12 protein-coding genes are annotated in these 20136 nt (G+C 33.6%); 2 read left to right on the forward strand and 10 right to left on the reverse strand.

Translation table 11 applies throughout. The features are described from left to right. Positions 1 to 76 precede the first annotated feature (76 nt). Entirely contained in the window at positions 77 to 3571 is a 3495-nt protein-coding gene (locus tag QL232_RS21450; RefSeq protein ID WP_281615704.1) for a T9SS type A sorting domain-containing protein, read from the reverse strand. Between the two features lie 265 nt (positions 3572 to 3836). On the opposite strand from QL232_RS21450, the gene QL232_RS21455 reads away from it, so the two are divergent. Then, a complete protein-coding gene (locus QL232_RS21455) occupies positions 3837 to 4283 on the forward strand; it encodes a hypothetical protein (RefSeq protein ID WP_281615705.1) in 447 nt (148 codons plus the stop codon). Here QL232_RS21455 and QL232_RS21460 read toward each other — a convergent pair. The 9 genes from QL232_RS21460 to QL232_RS21500 form a co-directional block, all read right to left on the reverse strand. Further along, complete coding sequence (locus QL232_RS21460) at positions 4280 to 5812, reverse strand: caspase family protein (protein WP_281615706.1); 1533 nt, start codon at positions 5810 to 5812, stop codon at positions 4280 to 4282. The genes QL232_RS21455 and QL232_RS21460 overlap by 4 nt on opposite strands. 222 nt (positions 5813 to 6034) lie before the next feature. After that, positions 6035 to 9535 carry a T9SS type A sorting domain-containing protein gene (locus tag QL232_RS21465; RefSeq protein WP_281615707.1) on the reverse strand — a complete coding sequence of 1167 codons (3501 nt, stop codon included), beginning with the start codon at positions 9533 to 9535 and terminating at the stop codon, positions 6035 to 6037. A 657-nt stretch (positions 9536 to 10192) separates the two neighbouring features. Then, complete coding sequence (locus tag QL232_RS21470) at positions 10193 to 11011, reverse strand: hypothetical protein (RefSeq protein ID WP_281615708.1); 819 nt, start codon at positions 11009 to 11011, stop codon at positions 10193 to 10195. Between the two features lie 12 nt (positions 11012 to 11023). Further along, on the reverse strand, positions 11024 to 11527 hold the full coding sequence (locus tag QL232_RS21475; RefSeq protein WP_281615709.1) for a hypothetical protein: 504 nt from the start codon (positions 11525 to 11527) through the stop codon (positions 11024 to 11026). 91 nt (positions 11528 to 11618) lie between these two features. Continuing rightward, a complete protein-coding gene (locus tag QL232_RS21480; protein WP_281615710.1) occupies positions 11619 to 12665 on the reverse strand; it encodes a glucosaminidase domain-containing protein in 1047 nt (348 codons plus the stop codon). Positions 12666 to 12803: 138 nt separating this feature from the next. Beyond that, the gene (locus QL232_RS21485; protein ID WP_281615711.1) at positions 12804 to 14543 is read right to left on the reverse strand and encodes a hypothetical protein; all 1740 of its coding nucleotides are present in this window, start codon (positions 14541 to 14543) and stop codon (positions 12804 to 12806) included. A 13-nt stretch (positions 14544 to 14556) separates the two neighbouring features. Next, positions 14557 to 14886 carry a hypothetical protein gene (locus QL232_RS21490; RefSeq protein WP_168885142.1) on the reverse strand — a complete coding sequence of 110 codons (330 nt, stop codon included), beginning with the start codon at positions 14884 to 14886 and terminating at the stop codon, positions 14557 to 14559. A gap of 70 nt (positions 14887 to 14956) precedes the next feature. Further along, positions 14957 to 16078, reverse strand: a complete 1122-nt coding sequence (locus QL232_RS21495; protein ID WP_168885143.1) for a response regulator — start codon at positions 16076 to 16078, stop codon at positions 14957 to 14959. Further along, positions 16050 to 18485, reverse strand: coding sequence for a hypothetical protein (locus QL232_RS21500; RefSeq protein ID WP_281615712.1), 2436 nt, complete (start codon positions 18483 to 18485; stop codon positions 16050 to 16052). Before QL232_RS21500 ends, QL232_RS21495 begins: the two co-directional genes overlap by 29 nt. Positions 18486 to 18612: 127 nt before the next feature. Between QL232_RS21500 and QL232_RS21505 the strand changes: the two genes are divergently transcribed. Beyond that, positions 18613 to 20091 (forward strand): sigma 54-interacting transcriptional regulator, encoded by a 1479-nt coding sequence (locus QL232_RS21505; RefSeq protein ID WP_281615713.1) that lies wholly within the window; start codon positions 18613 to 18615, stop codon positions 20089 to 20091. Positions 20092 to 20136: the final 45 nt, after the last annotated feature.

Here is a 20136-nt window from a genome sequence, read left to right on the forward strand (position 1 = left end):
CGAATCTACTAGATAAAGAAGATGTTTGTTAGTACTTAGTTTAATAAATCGATATATACTTATTGAAAATAGTTGATTAATTGACAATTAACTTTTTAAGTTGTCTTTCTTTTTTATTGATATATTCTACGATATATACCCCTGAGGCTAACTGAGAAGTATCCCATCGTAAACTATTGTTGTATGAGCTATCTACTAAAATACGGTTTACTATTTCACCTAATTGTGTATAGATATTTAACTGAATAGCATCGGATGAAGTATTGAAAAACTTAAAAGTAAGAATACCTTTATTGGGATTGGGGTACATTAAAAACTCTCCAGTAGCCACTTCTCCAATAGTAATCTCTTGAGGAGAGAATACTTCCATTTTTCCATCAAAATCTAGCTGTACCAATCGATAGTAAGAAGTACCTTGAAATGGTGCAGTATCTTCTGTGCTGTAATCATTTCTTACTGAAGTAGTCCCTTGTCCTTTTATAAAATCTACTTCATGCCAATGTTTTTTATCCACTGACTTTTCAATGTAGAAACCATCGTTATTTAGCTCTTGAGCCGTTGACCACTTCAATTCAACGATACCAGTATTCACTTCAGCTGTAAAATCGATTAATTCGACTGGTAAATCTTCGTTGATAGATAGGCCTGGAGTAAACTCATAGTTTGAAAGCCCTGACATCACTCTTAACCCTGAGGCTCCTGATGGAATCTCTCCGGCATTAAAAGAAAAAGCCTCTGTCTTTATAGCTAATAGTTTATCTTCATTGCCTGGAGTATCGTCTCGTTTAAATTCTTTTGGCGGGTTACCAATGCCCGACCTGTGTTCCCAAGTCATATTATTCGATAAAGAAGAATTATCTCTGGTTAGCACTCTAAGGTTATCCGACTTATCTTCCCCATCTACCTCTGTGATATCTGCATTTTCTAAAAAGAACGTTATTTCTGTTGATGTTGCCTTATTTGGATTAATACGCCACATCCCATCTTCATACTTTTTAGAATACTGATCACTTGGAATATCACCTCCAATGGCCTCATCTACATACATTGCTTGCCATGTGATTAGATTTGCACCAGCACTAACAGTTCGATTAAAATCGGTTAAAGGCGCTGGTCCAACACCAGCAAGGTAAAATCCACTTGTTCCTCCAATTGGGAAGTAAGCACTTCCACCTTGATCTACAATAAACGATGCTTTACCTATGATATAGCTGTCTTTACTGATTGCAGAAGATTGTTTTTCGTCTGTAGTAGTATCCCAAGTCAATAGTCCATTTGCATTTAGTAAACCATTATTGAAAATGACATTGTTGGTAAATACTTCATAGTCTCGTACTACCAAACCTGGTTGACTTCCGCCTACTGACTTGTCGATGATTAACTGACCAATTCTAAAATCAGTATCAAAGTCAGCAGAAATATAAGACGGTCTTGTCCCCGAAAATTTTATTACGGGATCACTAGCACCTGATCTTTTTACGACCTCTGTACCTTTAAAGAAGTTTCCTGTCAGTGTCATGATTCCCGAACGGTAATTAAATTTACTGTTGCTTCCATCAAAAGTAACATTACCATCTACAGTCAATAAGCCATTAGTACTACCTCCATTAGAAATTCCTAATTGTAATGTTCCTTGGATGGTTAGATTGGTTTTATTTAATGCAATTTCTGAAGTTGAAACGGCAGTCATAAAACCTCCATTTTCGATAATAAGAGATGCTGTATCTATTGTATTTACACTGATTTGATTACTACCTGAAATCCAGATATTCATACCATCAGTAATCTTTCGAATAGGGTTTTCTCCACCAACTGTAGAGGTAATCAGTTCATGTTGTACATTATCGGCAAATCTCAATCGACCTTTTACCAATTCGATATGGAATAAACTTGGATCGTAATTCCCATCACCATCAAGACCATTATTTGGGGTGGCTGAGTTAAATTCTAACTGATAGGCTTCATTAGTAGATATAATCTGTACCTGATCTTTTACATCGGGTCTTTCTATTCTTACCTTTTTGACCTTTGTAGGGCCGCCAATCTGAAATCTTTGATAGTAGGTGTTATCATTGTCCTTCGACCCTTCACCTTCGAATCTTACTAGTGTGTTTTCTATATCTACTTCACAACCATCAGAAATATTAAAATGCCCTCTGATCATTAACTCCCTATCATTTCCATCATCAATGATCTTAGAAGAAGAGTAGAGTACAAAATTGGAATCCACTTCCATATCATGCGTCAACTTTATCGTTGAGTTATATACCTTCAACGTATCATAGACGTGTACATCAGATCCAAAATCAAATTCATAAGCTCCAATATTCACGATAAGGCTATTAAAATTGAAGGTACTATAACGATCATCTGACAAAGCTACATCACTATTATTATTGAGGTCATCTGCTGAAAAATGGAAAATCCCTCCTCCTTCAAGATAGAAGGTTTCATTGCCTAGTAAATCACAATTGGGTAACTCATTAGCATATGTTCTATATGTACCTGTACCTTTGAACGCGTGAAAATTATGGTTGATATACTCACGAGCATTAACGACTGCATTTTCATCAATCATCAACTCATTTAAATTCACATGATTTTCAATCATATTTATTGTATGCCCTTTCATTACAAAAGCTTTATCTCCTGTTACAGGGTATGAATAGGGTGCATTCCCCACATCAAGTGTGGTACTATCTAGTGACCATGCATTGGTACCATCCCAAGATGTACTTGAAGCTGTTGTAAACCATTGACGTTGTTGAATCTTGTATTTATCCTTGATATAGTCTTTTAAGTCGTCTTGATCACTGAATGAATCATTGTAAACAATAACCTCAGCAATTTCTCCTTGAAAGAACATACTTGTATTATGAACTAAACGACCTAACTCAATATTACTCCAATTTCCATCTCCATTTGTTCCTTGTACTAAATCTCTTGAAGTAATGTATTCCACCTCTACAATTTCCCATTCATTATAGGTCCAGGCATCATCTCTTGGATCTGTATTATCATGATATTCATCGGATAAGGAATTAAAGTTGATAGCATGCTTTGCTGTTGGATTCCACTCACTATTTCCGTCTAAACTAAAAGTATAGGGAACATATTCTCTGCCCAATCCTGCATTTACAACTCTACTTCTTGTTTCTAAAGCTACTTGAGTATAACGATCTCCAAAAAGCATCATTAAATCTGTACTATTATTATACAGAGGTTTGAAACTAGATTTGTAAACGATAAAGACACGCTTTACATCTGAATAAGTCACATTCGATTGCAACTTTAAATAACCATTATCTGAAAATTTAACGGCAGAAAAGTCTGTGTTTAGACCATTGTATTTTACATCGACTACTTCAAGGTCTGTTGTTCCATCACTGACAAAAGAAGCCCCCTGAATTTGTTCTACCCATGTTACCTTTCCATCTCCTCCTACCGTTAGGCCTTGATCAGAATCTAAGTGAAAAACTAGACCTGATGTTGGCAAAGTCTGTGAGTATACAGTGTTAGAAAAAAAGTAAAGACACAAAGATATAAGTAGTGTTAGTTGTATTGTTCGCATAGTATAATAAGTGAAATTTAATTCCGTTCTGGCTTATTCTAAAAAATTCTTAACGGTAATATTAGAGGATAATCTTTCAATAAATGGTGACGAATTTCACTTAATCTTCAAAGAGACACCTACAACAACATTTTTTAAACGCTTAACAACAAAAAGTTAAAAAGGTAGAAATAATTTTCTAAAGAAAAGTGAGGGCAAAAACATAAAAAACCCTTATTTTAATAGTAAAATCGACTAGTTTTCATAAAAATAGCCTTAAAATAAAATGATAAATCAAGTACTCCCAGCAACAATAAATAATGAATATAAAGGACATAAATTAGCTCTTTATGTCTTTTACTTGATCACTGTAATGACAGTGGGAAGATCGCTAGTTCATATGTTTGCTACAGATGGAGGAGCACAAAGTATCGCTACTATTCCCTTAGATAGTTACTCTACTCCTGCTGCTCAAACTGTCATTCTTATTTTTGCGTTATGGGGGCTTTCACAACTCATAATGGGTGTATTCTATGTTATCATCATCTTCCGTTACAAAAGCCTTATTCCGCTTATGTATATCTTTCTTTTTATAGAATATGCAATGCGTTTAGTAATGATGTATATGAAACCAATTATCACTGAAGAGACAGCTCCTGGTGCAACGGGCAATTACATTTTTATACCTCTATCTATTGTTATGTTTATTCTTTCTATGAGAAAAAGGAGTTAGTATGTTCTTAAAAACGCACCTTTAAGATTGATATCTTCTGTATGAGATTTTATATACTGTTGATATTTGACTGCTTCTTCTTTTGTTGCATAATGGTTTAATATCACTCTGTAATATGTTTTACCCTTTACATGTGACTTTTGGATATAAGGAGTTCCCAACTGTTTATCGTTATATACTCTTGCTTTGGTTAATGAATAGACCAAAGATGTATCTGAAAATATTTGAATACCATATCCAGAGAAATCTTGAAGTATCAAATCAGTATTGTAAATCTCATTCAGCTCAATATTATCGTCGGTAGGTAGTTGGCTACTTTTAATAAATGCTCCTTGGATATGTTTATCTTGAGGGTACTTCTTCTTTAATGATTGCAATTGCTTATCTGCATAACTTCGATCGTTATATCCACCTGTTAATAGACGATACCATTCCTTCCCTTTGATATTCACCTTTTCAACTTTTAAAGTGAGTTCAGGATAATTTTTATAAACTCCGATGCTCTCCTGCAACTCATTAAATGATGGTTCTGATAGAATTTGAGTATAATATTTAGCTGGTAATAATTCATTGTTCGAAAGGTCGTATACCTTACCTAAAGCATAAGTAGGGACAGAACTTCTAGATCGAAAATCTTCCACACTTGGTGTATATTCTTTTTTTAGAACAATCCCTGCTTTAGAATTAGACACCCCTAATATATAATCTGCTCCAGGTTCATGATCCCCAAAATGACCGACTACTGGTTGAGATTCCATTCTTGACACATAACTATACAAGTCGCTTCCTGTAATCACAGACTTTTGAGATGGCAGTACTCTTAATGCTTCAATAAATTTATAGGCAAATGGCGAATGATGCCCTTTTACTCCATCCAATACAGGTTCTAATCCGCCAGAGGTAATGACAGACCTTGTGGTTAGCTTTAATTTTCTTTCAGCAAATTGTACTGCTTCCAGTTCATCATAAATATTCAATCTATAAGCTGATCTATAGTTCTTCATTTTCTCATTAAAAGAACCACTAAAACAAACATCTAATACAACTAACACTTGTTTTGCTGGTAATTTATTTATCAGACTGTTTAAGGTATTGTAAGAAATATAGGTTTTACGATTGATATCATCGGCTAAAGGCTTTGAATCCTTGGCAACGATAAACCCATCATCAAAGATTTGGTCATCATAATCTCCATGCCCTGCCACAAATAGAAAAAACCTATCATTCGCTTTTAATACTTTATGATAACGTATCAATGTCGATAGTATCTGATTAGACGTAGGGTTTCGTAATATTTCAGTATTATACCCCATATCTTCTTCTAAGATGGCTCCAACTGTTTCTGCATCATATACCGGATTGTTAAGGTCTACCCAATCAGGTTTCCCATCATATTTATCCGTTCCGATGAGTAGAGCAAAAGTTCTACTTTCAACAGTATTTTGCTTTAGCTGTAAACCTTGAGCTATAGAAAAGGAATAAAAAGAAATTAGAAAAAGAACAGTGATAGGTAAAAGTCTGATTTGCATGGAGTATTCAAATAAAGTCGAGTTTCTTATTTAAAGTTATGACTTTACAATCAACTTTTAAATTTTTAGTACAGAAACCTACACTCAAAATCACTCCTTCCGATAAAAGAAAAAGTAGATTGAAAAGTAAAAGGTGGATACTCCCAATACTTTTCGAATCTACTTTAAAGTTCTATTATCTCTGAATACTTAATTTTATCGACATCTATCAGAATGCGATATCTAATTGACAATTAACTTTTTAAGTTGTCTATCTTTTTTATTTATATATTCTACTATATATACTCCTGAGGCTAACTGAGAAGTATCAATTTTTAAACTATTGCTGGTTAAAGCATCTACTTCAGTACGATTCACTACTTCTCCTAATTGTGTATAAATATTAAGTTGAATAGTAGAAGAAGATGTTTCATAAAACTTAAAGTTCAGTACTCCCTTATTGTTCGGGTTCGGGTACATTAAAAACTCTGCTGCCACCGATTGTCCAAAAGAAATTTCTAGTGGCGAGAAAACTTCCATTTTCCCATCTAAATCCACTTGAACCAAACGATAATAAGAAACCCCTTGATAAGGTGACGCATCTACAGCACTATAATCGTTTCTTACAGAAGTTGTCCCTTGACCTTTAATAAAGTCTACTTCATACCAATGTTGTTTGTCTACTGATTTCTCAATATAAAACCCATCGTTATTAAACTCTTGTGCTGTCGACCAATTTAACTCAACAACACCTGCGTTAATTTCAGCTTTAAAGTCAATCAATTCAACAGGTAAGTCTTTCTCTATCGATAACCCTGGTGTAAATTCATAATTCGAAAGTCCAGACATTTTTTTTGAAAAGTCCAATGGAATTTCACCTGCATTAGTGAAAGTAAACGCTTCTGTCTTTATCGCTAATAGCCTGTTTTCATTACCTAGTGTATTATCCATTTTAATTTCTTTTGGAGAATCACCAATGCCTGGTTTATGCTGCCAAGCCAAGTTATTCAATAAAGAAGAGTTATCTCTAGTTAAAACTCTTAGGTGGTTAGACAAACCTTCCTCATTAGCGATATCAATATTCCCCATGAAGAGTGTTAACTCTGTAGAAGTTGTCTTATTAGGGTTGATACGCCACATGCCCTCTTCGTACTTTCTGAAGTATTGATGGCTAGGAATATCTCCACCAATTGCTTCATCGACATACATTGCTTCCCATGTGATTAAGGAAGCACCTGTTCTTATTGTTCTATTTGTACCAGACAAAGGAGTAGGCCCAATCCCTGCCAAATAAAACCCATTGATTCCACCAATTGGAAAATATGCACTACCACCTTCTTCTACAATAAAGGAAGCCTTACCAATAATATAGCTTTCTTGATTGATAACAGAAGTTTGTTTCTGCCCTGTAGTGGTATCCCAAATTAAGAAACCATTGGCATCAAGTAGTCCCTTATTGAAGATGACATTATTGGTATACACTTCATGGTTTTCTATCACTACTCCAGGTTGATTAACTACCGACTTGTCAATAATTAACTGTCCTAATCTAAAGTTGTCATCGAAACCTTCTACAGAAATATGAGACAAATTAGTACCTGCGAATTTTATTATAGGATCACTAATACCCGGCATCTTTTGTAGCTTCGAAGTAGTCTTCAAATTACCATGAATAGTAAATACACCTGAACGGTAGTTTAACTTACTATTCTTACCCTCGAAAATAACATCTCCACCTACTGTTAAGAAGCCATTACTATTTCCTCCATTAGAGGTACCTAACTGTAATTGACCTCTTACTGTTAAATTCGTTTTGTTGAATTCAGTTTCAGCATTAGACATAGCAACCAAATACCCTCCGTCTTCAATAATGATCGAAGCTGTATCTTTAGTATTGACATTAATCTTATTATTATTTCCTGAAATCCAGATATTCATATCTGCTGAAATTTTTCGAATCGGTTGTTCGCCTTCAACAGTAGAAGTAATCAATTCATGGCTAATGTTATCAGAAAATCTCAAACGACCTCTGACTAATTCGATACGGAATAAACTCGGATCGTAATTTCCTTCACTATCAATACCATTGTTTGGTGTGTTGGGGTTAAACTCTAATTGATATTTCACCTTCGAAGATCGAATCTGTACCTGATCTCTTACACTAGGTCTATCGATTCTTACTTTTTTAACCTTTGTAGGTCCACCAAATTGAAATTGTTGATAGTAACTATTAAAATCATCTTTTGAGTTCTGACCTTCAAATCTCACCAATGTATTTTCCATGTCAATCACACAACCATCATTGCTCACAAAATGTCCTCTAAGCATTAGCTCTCTTTCATTCCCATCATCCATTACTTTTGCAGGATAAGTCAGAATAAAGTTGGAGTTCACTTCCATATTATGAGTAAGCTTTAATGTAGAGTTGTTTACTCTCATTGTATCAAAAACATGTACATATCTACCAAAGTCAAATTCAAAAAAGCCGACATTGACAATTACACTATTAAAGTTTAATGAATCATATCTATCATCTGAGAAAGTGACATTACCATGGTTGTTTACATCAGCTGTTGAGAAATGAAAAATACCTCCACCTTCTTTATAAAATGGTTCTTCCATTAATAAATCACAGTTAGGCAGTTCATCCGCGTAAGTGATGTACGTTCCTTTACCTTTGAAGGAATGGAAGTTATGATACTTAAACTCACGAGTATTTACTACAGCATTTTCACCAATAGTCAACTCGCTTACGTTCACATGGTCTCCCATGATGTTTATTGTATCCTCTTCCATTATATAAGCCTTGTCTCCTGCTACTGGATAAGGATATGGAGCATCACCTACAGTAAAACTTGTACTGTCCAATGACCATGAGTCTGACCCGTCCCAAGATTTAGCTGATGCAGTAGTAAACCATTGACGCTGCTGAATTTTGTATTTATTCTTGATGTATTCTTTAAGGTTCTGTCTATCAATAAATGAATCATCATAAACAATAATTTCTGCAATTTCTCCTTGGAAGAACATCGTAGTATTATGAACCAATCTACCTAATTCAATTCTACTCCAGTTACCATCTCCATTTATTCCATGCACTAAATCACGAGGTGTATTATATTCTACCTCTACAATTTCCCATTCATTGAAAGACCATGCATCATCTCTTGGATCTGAATTATCATGATAGTCTTTCGATAAAGAATTAAAATTGACAGCATGTTTTGCAAGAGCAGTTTCCTCACTTTTACCATCAAAGCTAAAAGTATAAGGAATATATTCTGCTTCATTCACTTTTTGGTTTCTTGTTTCTAAAGCTACTTGAGTAAAACGGTCACCAAAAAGCATCATAAGATCTGTACTACCATCATTTAAAGGTTTCATGGTAGATTTATAGACAATAAATACTCTTTTTACACCCGAATATCTAATATTATCGAGCTGTGGTTTTAAGTATCCACCTCCGATAAATTTTACGGCATGGAAATCTGTATTTATGCCATCATGTTTTACATCGACTACTTTAAGGTTAGTAGTTCCTGCAGTTACAAAAGAAACATTTTGGACTTGTTCGATCCAAGTCACTTTTCTATCAGCATTCACCGTTATGTCTAGATCAGAAGATAAATGAAAAACTAGTCCTGATCCTGGTAATTTTGTCGATGAATGTTGTGGGTATACATTATTAAGAGAGAAGTAGAGACACAACAATACAACGAGAAAAGGTAGCTGTTTTGTTTGCATAGCGTTTAAAATGAAACGGAGTTCACTTGTTTAAGTATAACATGTAATTAATCGCAAAATTATAATTACACCTTAAGCTAAATAGTGACAATCATCACCAAAAACACAGAGAGATCTAAATAATAACACATTTTAATTCTACAGTAATAAAAAGGATAAAAAATCGACTATTTTTCTCTATTTTTAACATTAAAAATTCAACCACAAAACACTAATTACCAATTATTTACCAAACTATAAAGTAATTCAAAAACAGAGTATATTAACGAAGTCATAAATAATATAAAATTAGCAATACCTCCCCTATTTATTCAACTTTACTGGGATACTAGAGATGTGATAATTTAGATTAAAACAACGTAAAAAAAGACAATTACAATCTTAAAATAATCACATTTAAAACCACACCGAAAACACTATATTCTTCTTACTTTAAAAAATATTTCACAACAGTTTGAAACTTATAAACGCTATAGTATTCCATTATTTTATCAAACACATTTATTTCCGTTGACAACTGAAATCAAAAACTTTATAAATCCACTTCCAACTACGTATACGAAACCTTTTCTTTCCATCAAGGAAATTGATATTTAAAGTGTAAAAAAAAGGAATCTACTGATGCGATTAAAATATCAGTTTAATTCCTTTAGTTTATTATAATTCAATAGTTCTATCTACTAAATAAATCATTTGGAGGTCTGGAACCCGATGTTTAGGTACTTTCATCTGAACAAAATAAAAATGATCTGATTTTCCTTGCCTTGATATCACTTTAAAATGATCTGAAAGTGAAAATGATCTTTTATACCATGTGATATCTTCTTCAGTTGGTTTTAACTCCCACTCAGTACAGTAGATAAAGGACAAGACATAATCTTTATCTGTTTCTAACATATTGTAAAATAGAAATTGAATGAATGGTGGTAATGCTTGCTTTGCCTTACGTTCTTTTTCCCAACTTTTGATATAATCAATATTTAATGAAGTGTAGTCTTGTATTTCTTTTACTATAAAGGTGTGCTGTAAATCAAATACAGTTTCGTTTATCTCTATTCCTAATAAAGTATTCGATTCATTTAGGTTGAAATTAATGATATCGACCTTCATCCAATAAGGTTCACCAGTTCCTTGAAGTTGACTATTATAAGTAATACCAATTCTTTGTGTCTTTCGATTAAAAAAAGTAGTAGAAAATTCTGGGTAAGGTTCATTGTTGTTTCTCAATACAGGAATCATAAAAGTTAACTCTTCAAATTCCCTTTCTTTATGATCTACTTTTCTGTTGTGATGAAGATCAAATAGTCCTTCAATTGAAATGTATTGATTTTCACCCTCAGCTAATTCTTTCCAAAAATTATAATAGTATACCTCTTCTGGATTATTAAAGTTAATGGGGCGCTCAAATCCATAACTCAAACAAAAAGAATCGATTGAAACGAAAGACAATAATACTATTACCATAAAAGACTTCATAAACACTACTTATTAAATCAAGAATTTATTTTGCTCTAGCTCTTTCTGTCTAACATACATCACAATAGACTTTCCAAACATTGAAAAGGTAAACAACACAACTGGCTCATCTAGACAATCGCATCTATATCCTGGTTTAAATTGATGTATAGTGAATTCGATAATAGAATCATGGTAACCTTCAAAGTAATTATCGCTTGTAAAAAAGGCTCCTTTTCCTTGATGAAGGGTATAATATTCCTTCTCTTCACTAGTTAAGAGTTTACCGTATTTCAGTTCATACACCTTCCTATACTGACCATTGTTCAATAATCGATATACTTCTACATGATATTCTCCATCTTTATTTTTCAAGGATAACTTCACCTGTTTTTCTAAAAACATTTGACTTGTTTTGGGTATTTGATTTCCGCATGTGGCTAAGAAGTTTCTTGTTACTTTAATGGGGTAAACATCGATATTTTGTGAGTAAGCAGAAACAGTAAAAAACAGTAGAAAGAACAGAGTACGCATCATATCATTCATTAGAGTGAAAAGAAAGAAGTACCTGCCATAACGTATATGGCAGGTTGGGGGTAAAGAGTCGGTTAATCACCAACTAACTATGTCACATTGTTTGGACATTTTCCAGTTGATATTTTATAATAATCTCATTCAGTTCGGCCATTTCGTCTTGGTTGATGTAACCCACTTTTACCAATAGCTGAGTCCACTCCTCATAGCTTTTATCGGCATTCAAAAACTTCTTTGGTATTCTATAGTTTTTTAAAATGTATTGAGCAACGTCGTTATAGCTTTCCTCAACGGATGGATATACTCTGTAGACTGTTCCTTCGGCAGTTTTATAAGTACCCCAATCCCAATCTTTATAAATCGTTAGGCTAAAATGATTATTCGTAAATCTTGCCATATCATTATTACCAAAATCTGAGTAATAAGCACCTAACGCTAATATAATTTCAGCAGGAAGACTGTATTCTTCTTCTACAGCAAGAGCATACATTTCAAATTTCGGATTGAAATACCTCTTGTGTGATAAATTCTGAATAACACCCAACTCATTTATTTCTTCACCTTCATAGAGTTGTACTGTATTTGTTTCTTCCTCTGCCTCTTCCCATTCCGATTCTTCAGAAGGATAAGGAGATGAATAGTTTTCTAGAAATGCTGCTACATCTTCTTCGCTTGCTTCTTTCCCTAAGCGAACAACACTCAGTAATAAGTGCATTTTATCTTTTTCTAAAAACCCTCCCCATGAAGCAAATTGTTGATTATCTGATGTTAGAAATGCAGTAGTCGGGTATGATAAAGGCTTTTCAGAAATAAACACTTCAAATTCATGAAAAGGTGTTCCTTCTAGTTCATCCTTTCCGTATTCTTCACCGTTGAAAGTAAAAGTTCCGGAGGTTTCAGGGTTAAATTTCACCGCCCAATAATGTTCATTGATATAATCAATAATAATTGGGTCTGCATACGTTTTCTTATCTAATTCTTTACACCAGCCACACCAATCTGTGTAAATATCTATAAGTATGGGCCTTGCTTCTGTTTTATTTCTTTTTTCAGCTTCCTGAATAGTGATCCATTCGATTTCAGCTCCTATTGTAGTCAATGAGAGTAAGAGCAATGTGCTTAGTGAAAGTAATAGTTTCATGATTAAAGAGATTAGTGAAATAATTTATTTTCACTTACACAATATCCACAAAGCATACCAACAGAAAAACACAATAAAAATCAATATTTTATTAAAAAATCAGCTCAATAATAAATTTAAATAATTAATATTTGAGTATTAATCACCAACAATAGAGTTTAAAAAATATAAAAACTGATCTACTGAAAAATTAAGGTTCTTTATTCCAAAGATAGGCTGTTCCTTTTCATCTAAAATTAGAATTGGCAATGGTTGGTTCGTTGGAGATGTAATTATTTCATAGTTCATTTTTTTTGGGTCATCATCGAATACTACTACATGCATTGAAGAATAAGTCTCCTTTTCTTGATCACTCATATTTTGAAACCTATAGCAGTATAAATTTTTCTTCACGAAGTCAATCACCTTCTCATCATAGAAAATGCGTTTCTTCAAATCTTCAAATTGATTAGAAGGAATATACTCGTCCATGAGAACCAAACATTTAAAGTCAACATAAAAGTACTTGATTGGATTTTTAGCTGTGTAATTCCAGTAGATCGATTTATAATCCTCATTATAATAATCTCTTCTGATCTTGTTGTTTCGAGGGTTGACAATCAGCTCAAATTGTACAACATGATCCCAATCTGATTTATAAACTCTACTGATTTTATTGTCTGAAAATTGAATATGAAAGTAATACCGTAGCATCGTTCTATTCGAATACATCACACTTTTCACCTCTCCTTTGTCATTTGTTTCTATTTCCAGAATGTGTTTATCAAGATCTGCTGTCAAAAAATCATCCCCATTTAAAAGGATCTGATCATTTACCTGATAATGCTGATCTATCACTTTGTTATTCTTATCAACAATTAGATATACTTTTAAGTCACATTGCCTACATGCGGGAATTGAATGTGGATTTATAACAAATAATCTATTTCCATTAGCAGAAGTAAAGATTTGATAATACTTCGAATGATCAGTATAGTTATATTCCACATCACGCCAAGTCACCGAAATTAGTGAATCTAATACCACTTCTTTTTTCAGTAATTCAGACTGTTTGCTATATAAGTATATAACCTTATTTCTATAATCTGGACTACGTTCTGTAATCACTTTAATTTTGTCAGAGCCTTGATAGAAATCCGTCGATTTTTCCCAATGACTCTCCCAATTAAATTCTCCTAAATAGTTCAGTTGTCCCTTCCTATCATAGGTTTTCTCATATCGAATAGTACCTTCTGTATATTTTTCCGTTTTCAGTTTTCCATCTTCATAGTAAGAAAGTGCTTTCCCTAATATTTTACCTTCTTGGTTATAATGTGCTTTGTATTTCAGAGACCCATCATCATAAAACGAAGTTTCGTCTCCTACATTTCTTGAAATTTTTTGGTTATAAAAATAATGTCGGACCAAGATGGATGTCTTTTTTGAGTAGGATTTATTCTCGATGACCTCTTCGTTTCCATCCTTATAGTCAGCGTATGTGGTATAAGCTTTTTCATACTTTCTCCATATACCTACTTTATTATTATTGACTAGCAACCCTTCCTCTGCTAAGACTCCATTATAAAATTGCTGTTCGTACTGTGTAGTATCATTTAGAAAAGTCACCTCTAATTCTTTGTCACCTGAATAAGCATCATAAAACTTCCAAGAACCTATCAATGTATATTGACTTGAATCGTAAGCATGACGAAATGTAAACAATGTGATCGAGAGCGAAGCAGTATCTACTTCTTCATGGAGAACAAGGTTTCCTTCAGACTCTACATTGCCACCAAAGTCATACGTTTTATGATAGATAGATTGGGCGAAAGTTTGATAATTAGCAAGAAAAAGTAATAGACTAAAAAAAAACACTTTCTTCGATACGGTCTGTAACATTAATATTATTCAGTTAATAGGTAAATACTTGCTCAAAGCCTCCACACTCTCTAAGACAAATTTCTTTCTCGTAGTCTGAAGTAAAAAATCCTCTGCGATCTATTTCTAAGAGCCCACAGATTTCAAAGCCTTCCATTGATTCAATAGTTAAAATAAACATCCCGGGTTCACCGTTGAATGCTCCTTCTATTTCTCCTACCTTTTCTCCCTCAAAATATACTTTACCTCCCTTGTGGTGATAATTATATATTCTGATAGTTCCATTACTACAATAGTCTCCACATGAAAAAAATTGTGTAGCAAATACTAATAGCAAGAATGATAAAGTTTTAATTTGCTTCATTTGTTGAGAATTTTCAGTTACTAATGCATCCTACTGTTTTAGATAGCATCCATAGTAAGTGAAATCTCAATTATAAATAATACTTCACAAAATAAGGATACCTCTTCCTTGTAGTAGGACTTGTGTTTTTTTCAAATTGCGTTACTTCTATTTCGTCTCCTTCCTTATTGTGATCATAGACAAAGCGTTTATTCAATAGAAACTCACCACAATGGTAATTTCCGAATTGATCTTTTTCTATAATCCCTTTATAATTTTGGGAAACTACTTCTTTCCAATTATTCGCTTGTGGATGGGTATCTATAAAAGACTTAAACCAACATAGCACATCAAACAGCTGATACAATACGCCTTTAAGAAGATAGTTTTGAGTATTCAACTCTAAGTGTCCATCCAAACTCGATCGATGAGAAGCAGGCTGGGTAACGGCCAAAATAAACTTCACTTGATCCGCAATTAATCTTGGAAAATAAGGTTGATTTAGCTCGAATCCGTCTACATCGAATCCTGCACAAAATCTATTCGAAGGTCCTAACCTCACTTGTCCGTTGGGTACTAAGGCCAAGGGTATTAAATCTTTTCTATACAACACTTTGAAGAGATCTTCCAATAACTTTCGGATGGGATTGAATAGGTAGACTTCCAAGTTGTTATTCACTTCACTATCATCCTGAATAATGGATAATAATGTGATCAATTCTTTTTCTGTATGCTGCCCTAAGTATTGATCAGAACAAAGTTTAAAAAGCTCGTAATGTTCATTGCGAATCTTCCAATTCACCGCCTCTTCCTGTACAAAGGTTTTTATTCGTTCTATAAGGCGGTTGTCGTCCTTTCCCTTTAAGAAAAACTCACTATCGTCCTCATCGAAACCATATGTTTCTCTAAAAGATTCATCATATTCCAGATTTTTTACACCGGTGAAGGTAAAGAACTTCATCTCTTGGGTAGTAAAAAAAGACACCGCTTCCTGATAGGCCTTTTGCCCTACTTTAGTACTTCCTTTTTCGAGGTAAAAACGAACATCCAAGATCACAGCATCAAAGTGATTCTTTTTATTTAAAATCACTTCTTTGGCTTCTTCCAGGCTTTTTACTTCGAAAATATCCAGACCTTTCGTTTCTGCATTTACAATAAACGATTCTAATTGATCCAGTTGATCATCAACTAATAGTACCTTTATTTCTAACATCACAAGAGAAAAATAACTTATAGCATACAGAATATTCGCTATTCCTATCTAAATATAAGTCAAATTCTCCTTTCATGGCCTTCATTGTTCTATAAATATCATTCCCTCCAAGACCTGTATTAGAATTTCGTTTCGACGTTTGTCCTCTTTCAATCAAAGCATTAAAATCAAAGTCATCAGGAAATGGCTCTCCATTATTACTAATTTCCAAGCAAAGGTTCGTTCCTTCTTGATTTTGAATTAGGTTAAACTCCGCTTTTAAAGCATAGCTTTTAGTACGATCCACAAACCCATGATGAATAGCATTTTGGACAACATTATCTACCACTTTTACAAAAGCATCTTTGTTGAGATAAATATTGATATCAATATCTTTTTTGGGTTTCTCGTACTCAAATGTAAATTCTTTACGGTCTTTGAAACGTCGCTCTAAAAAAGAAATCACTTCCGGTATCGGTACTTTTTCTAATGGATAATCTTGTCGAAGTTGATCCTCGAAGCTCTTCAGCCAATTATAAATATCGCCACTACTTTTCTTTACTTTATTCACTTGATCACCAAAAGTCACCTGTCTTTTTTTATTGATCACAGTAGCTAAGTCAATATCATAATTCCCATTTTCAAGAACATTTCCAATCACCTCAATGCTCGATTGAATGGTAGAAAGTAAATGGCCAATATTATGACGAAGAGACCTATATTCTTTATAAAAGTCTTCCTTCAAGGCTAGATTAGCTTTTTCCAACCCAATTTCTTTTGCTTTTGAATGTACATAAGCCTCTCTAAAACCAACCACTTTTAATTTCTGATCATGAATTGAGATTAGAGGAATCTTTATTTTCAAGAAATCATCTATTGTGATTTCCTTTATTACATTTCCATTGGCATAAGCCTTCAGTTGTTCTAAGAAATAATCCGAATGCAGTTCATTAATCAAATAAGGAACATAAATTTTATTTTCATCTACCTGAAAATACGTCAAACCTGTATCTGCTATTATTCCAACCCCTTCCTGATGCGTCACCCAACCATATTGCAACTGTTGATTTTTTAAATGCTTTAAGTGACAGATAAAACAACTCTGGTCAATGGTTCCTTCATTTTCAACCCAGAACTTTTCTCTCAGCTGATCGGCTTCAATTTCATAGTTCAAAAAGCTTTCGCTGAGATCATCGGAGGTTAGTTCGATAAACTTTGAAGGATAATCACTAGTACCTGAAGCGTTTAAAACAGTGAGTACATCTCCCAATGTGATGTATGTTTCCTCTGTATCATCCGCTTTCAATAAATACCTTCTAGGTGAAAGGTTGAACTGATTTTCTTTCAATTCGTTATTACTCACTATAATCGATTGTAGGCCATAGTCAGTTGTTTTAGCAGAAAATTGCACATTGGGTATATCCTGCTTTCCTTTTTTGAAGAGTAAAAGAGTATCTAGACCGTTCAGTATTTCATCACCTAGATCATAAATTTCCAACTCTGAAATAAACGACAAGAAATACTCTCTATAACTTTTCAACTCTTGCTTTTCAAGAAAAGAAGAATGCACAGCCACTACTGCCCTCCCTTCATTTTTTAGCAATCGTAAGACGATATCGACAAGATACCAATGCGTATTTTCTGAGGAAATTTTATGCTGAACTCTTTCATTGGCCAATGATACTGCTATTGCATTTTCATCATCTACTTTAGGAGGATATATACTGATGATCGCATCTTCTAACTCTTCCTCTTCTGTTTTGAATATATCGCTCTTTTCCTTTTTTAAATCGTGATGCTCATTGGATAAAAAAGAATACATAAAAACAAGTTCTCCAAATAGCTGGTCTTTTGTGACAAGCTTTCTGAACTGTATGCTTGAATGTAAATGATCACTCAAATAATTTTCAGAAATCAATAGAGCATGGTCCACCCCTTCAGTAAATATTTTTGAGGTAGACATTATCTGAGAGAGTACTTTTTGCTCGAAAAGTTCCTTGTCTTTAACATGAGAAAACTTTCGATGCATCAATTCTTCAATAGTAAATTGGAAAAGTGAGAAAATAGAATGATCGTCTGACTCGATATTATCTAATACATGGGTATAATCATTTCCATAAAGATCATTTTCCTCCATATAAATATCTAGTTCGTTAATTCCTGTTATCTCCAATTTGATGTAGGACAACAACTGAGTAAGTTCAAAAAAAGGAAAATCTTTAATCCTGTCTTTTACCGTAAAATCTCCAGAAAAAGATACAGACTTATTCTTTCTTTCCTCTTTATCCCTTCTTTCTAGCTCTAAAAAAAATAAGATATACGCTAGACCAACCAATTGATCTGTTCGTACTCTTTGGTATTCTTTTTTTGCTTCGGTCTCAAAAATTGACTGACGGAATAATTTATATATAATCTGAGGTTTGTTCATGATGATCATTAAGTATGTTAGCTAAAGACATGCATAGATAATACCACGTGATTTCCTTTGCTATAATTCAATAAATAACTATTTTTCATATCAATAATTAATTTACCACTCAAATATTGAATATAAAATGAAGGTTTTAATTTCTTTTATCGCTTTTTCACATGACTTTATCAATACTGAAGATCATGAATTAAAAGTCAATAAAAAAGGAACAACATATAGTTTTTATCAAGATGTATTTGAGTCTGAAAAATATGACAAGCACCACTTAATCATAGCTTCACCAAGAAATGAAAATAGAGTGCGACAAAACCTATTAATCAATACACTACAAGAAGATTTCCCTCAACATAAAGGTAAAATTGTTCGTTCAGAATTGATGATCCGAGACATTATCAATCACTCTGAGATTTCATCTGAAATCAGAAAGTTTTTAATTGGATTAGAAAGTGAAGACGTCAGCCAAGCAGATTTATTTATCTCACCCGGCACGCCTGCTATGCAAACATGTTGGATTGTCGCTCACCTAAATCCAAACATCAAACTAAATACCCGACTTATTCAAACTAAGAAGCCTTTAAATGAGGAAAAGACCAGTCTTCAAGAGGTGTATTTTGAAATGGGAGGTATCCCTGAAAATGTGGAGCGTAAGTCTTTATATATTGAGAGCAGTAATAGTGTTGAACATAAAGAAGATTTCTTGCTTATTGATGACCTAAAAGATGTATACTCTAGAGCAAGAATGGTCGCTGAAAGTAAAGATGTCACCACGCTTATTTATGGAGACACTGGGTCTGGTAAAGAAAATCTCGCCAAAAGCATTCACCTGTTTAGCAGTAGGAGAGAAAATAAATTTGGAGCCATAAACTGTTCCGCATTAAATGATGAACTTCTTGAAAGTAGACTCTTCGGGCATAAAAAAGGTGCATTTACAGGAGCTATTGACAACAATAAAGGGATTTTTGAGCAATGCAACGGCGGCACAATTTTCCTTGACGAAATCGGTGATATTTCTCCCAAAATGCAGCAAACACTACTAAGAGTATTACAAGAAAAAGTGATTACACCTATTGGCGGCAATGATAAAAAAATAGATGTTAGGGTAGTTTGTGCCACACATAGAGACTTATCAAAAAAGTGCGAAGAAGGAACTTTCCGTTGGGATCTTTTCTACAGATTATCAGTAGTAGAACTCAACTTACCCTCATTGAAAGATATTTCAAAGGAAAGTAAAAAAGCATTAATTAAGCACTTCTTAAAAACACAGCAACGCTATTTCAAAAGGAAAAAAGTAATGAAGCTCGCTCCAGAAACGGAGAAAATGATGATGGATTATCATTTCCCTGGAAATATCAGAGAACTAGAAAATATTATTATGGGACTCTATGTCTTTAATAAAGAAGGGGAAACTGTTACGCCTGCAGAACTCCCACAACGTATTGGCAATGCTATCGACAAACAAGTCAACTCATTAAAGCAAGATTTCATTCTTCATCAACATTACCATAAGGTCTATCACTTAGTCAATAAAAATAAAGCCAAAGCCTATAAATTGATAGGTGTATCTCAGAATACCTTTGAGAAATATTTTAATATGAGTTTTTAGACATTAAAAAAGAGTAGTGAAAAATAATCCACTACTCTTTAATAC

Origin of the sequence: Flammeovirga sp. SubArs3 (genome assembly GCF_947387565.1) — a bacterium.
In the GTDB taxonomy this organism is placed as follows: Bacteria; Bacteroidota; Bacteroidia; order Cytophagales; family Flammeovirgaceae; genus Flammeovirga; species Flammeovirga agarivorans.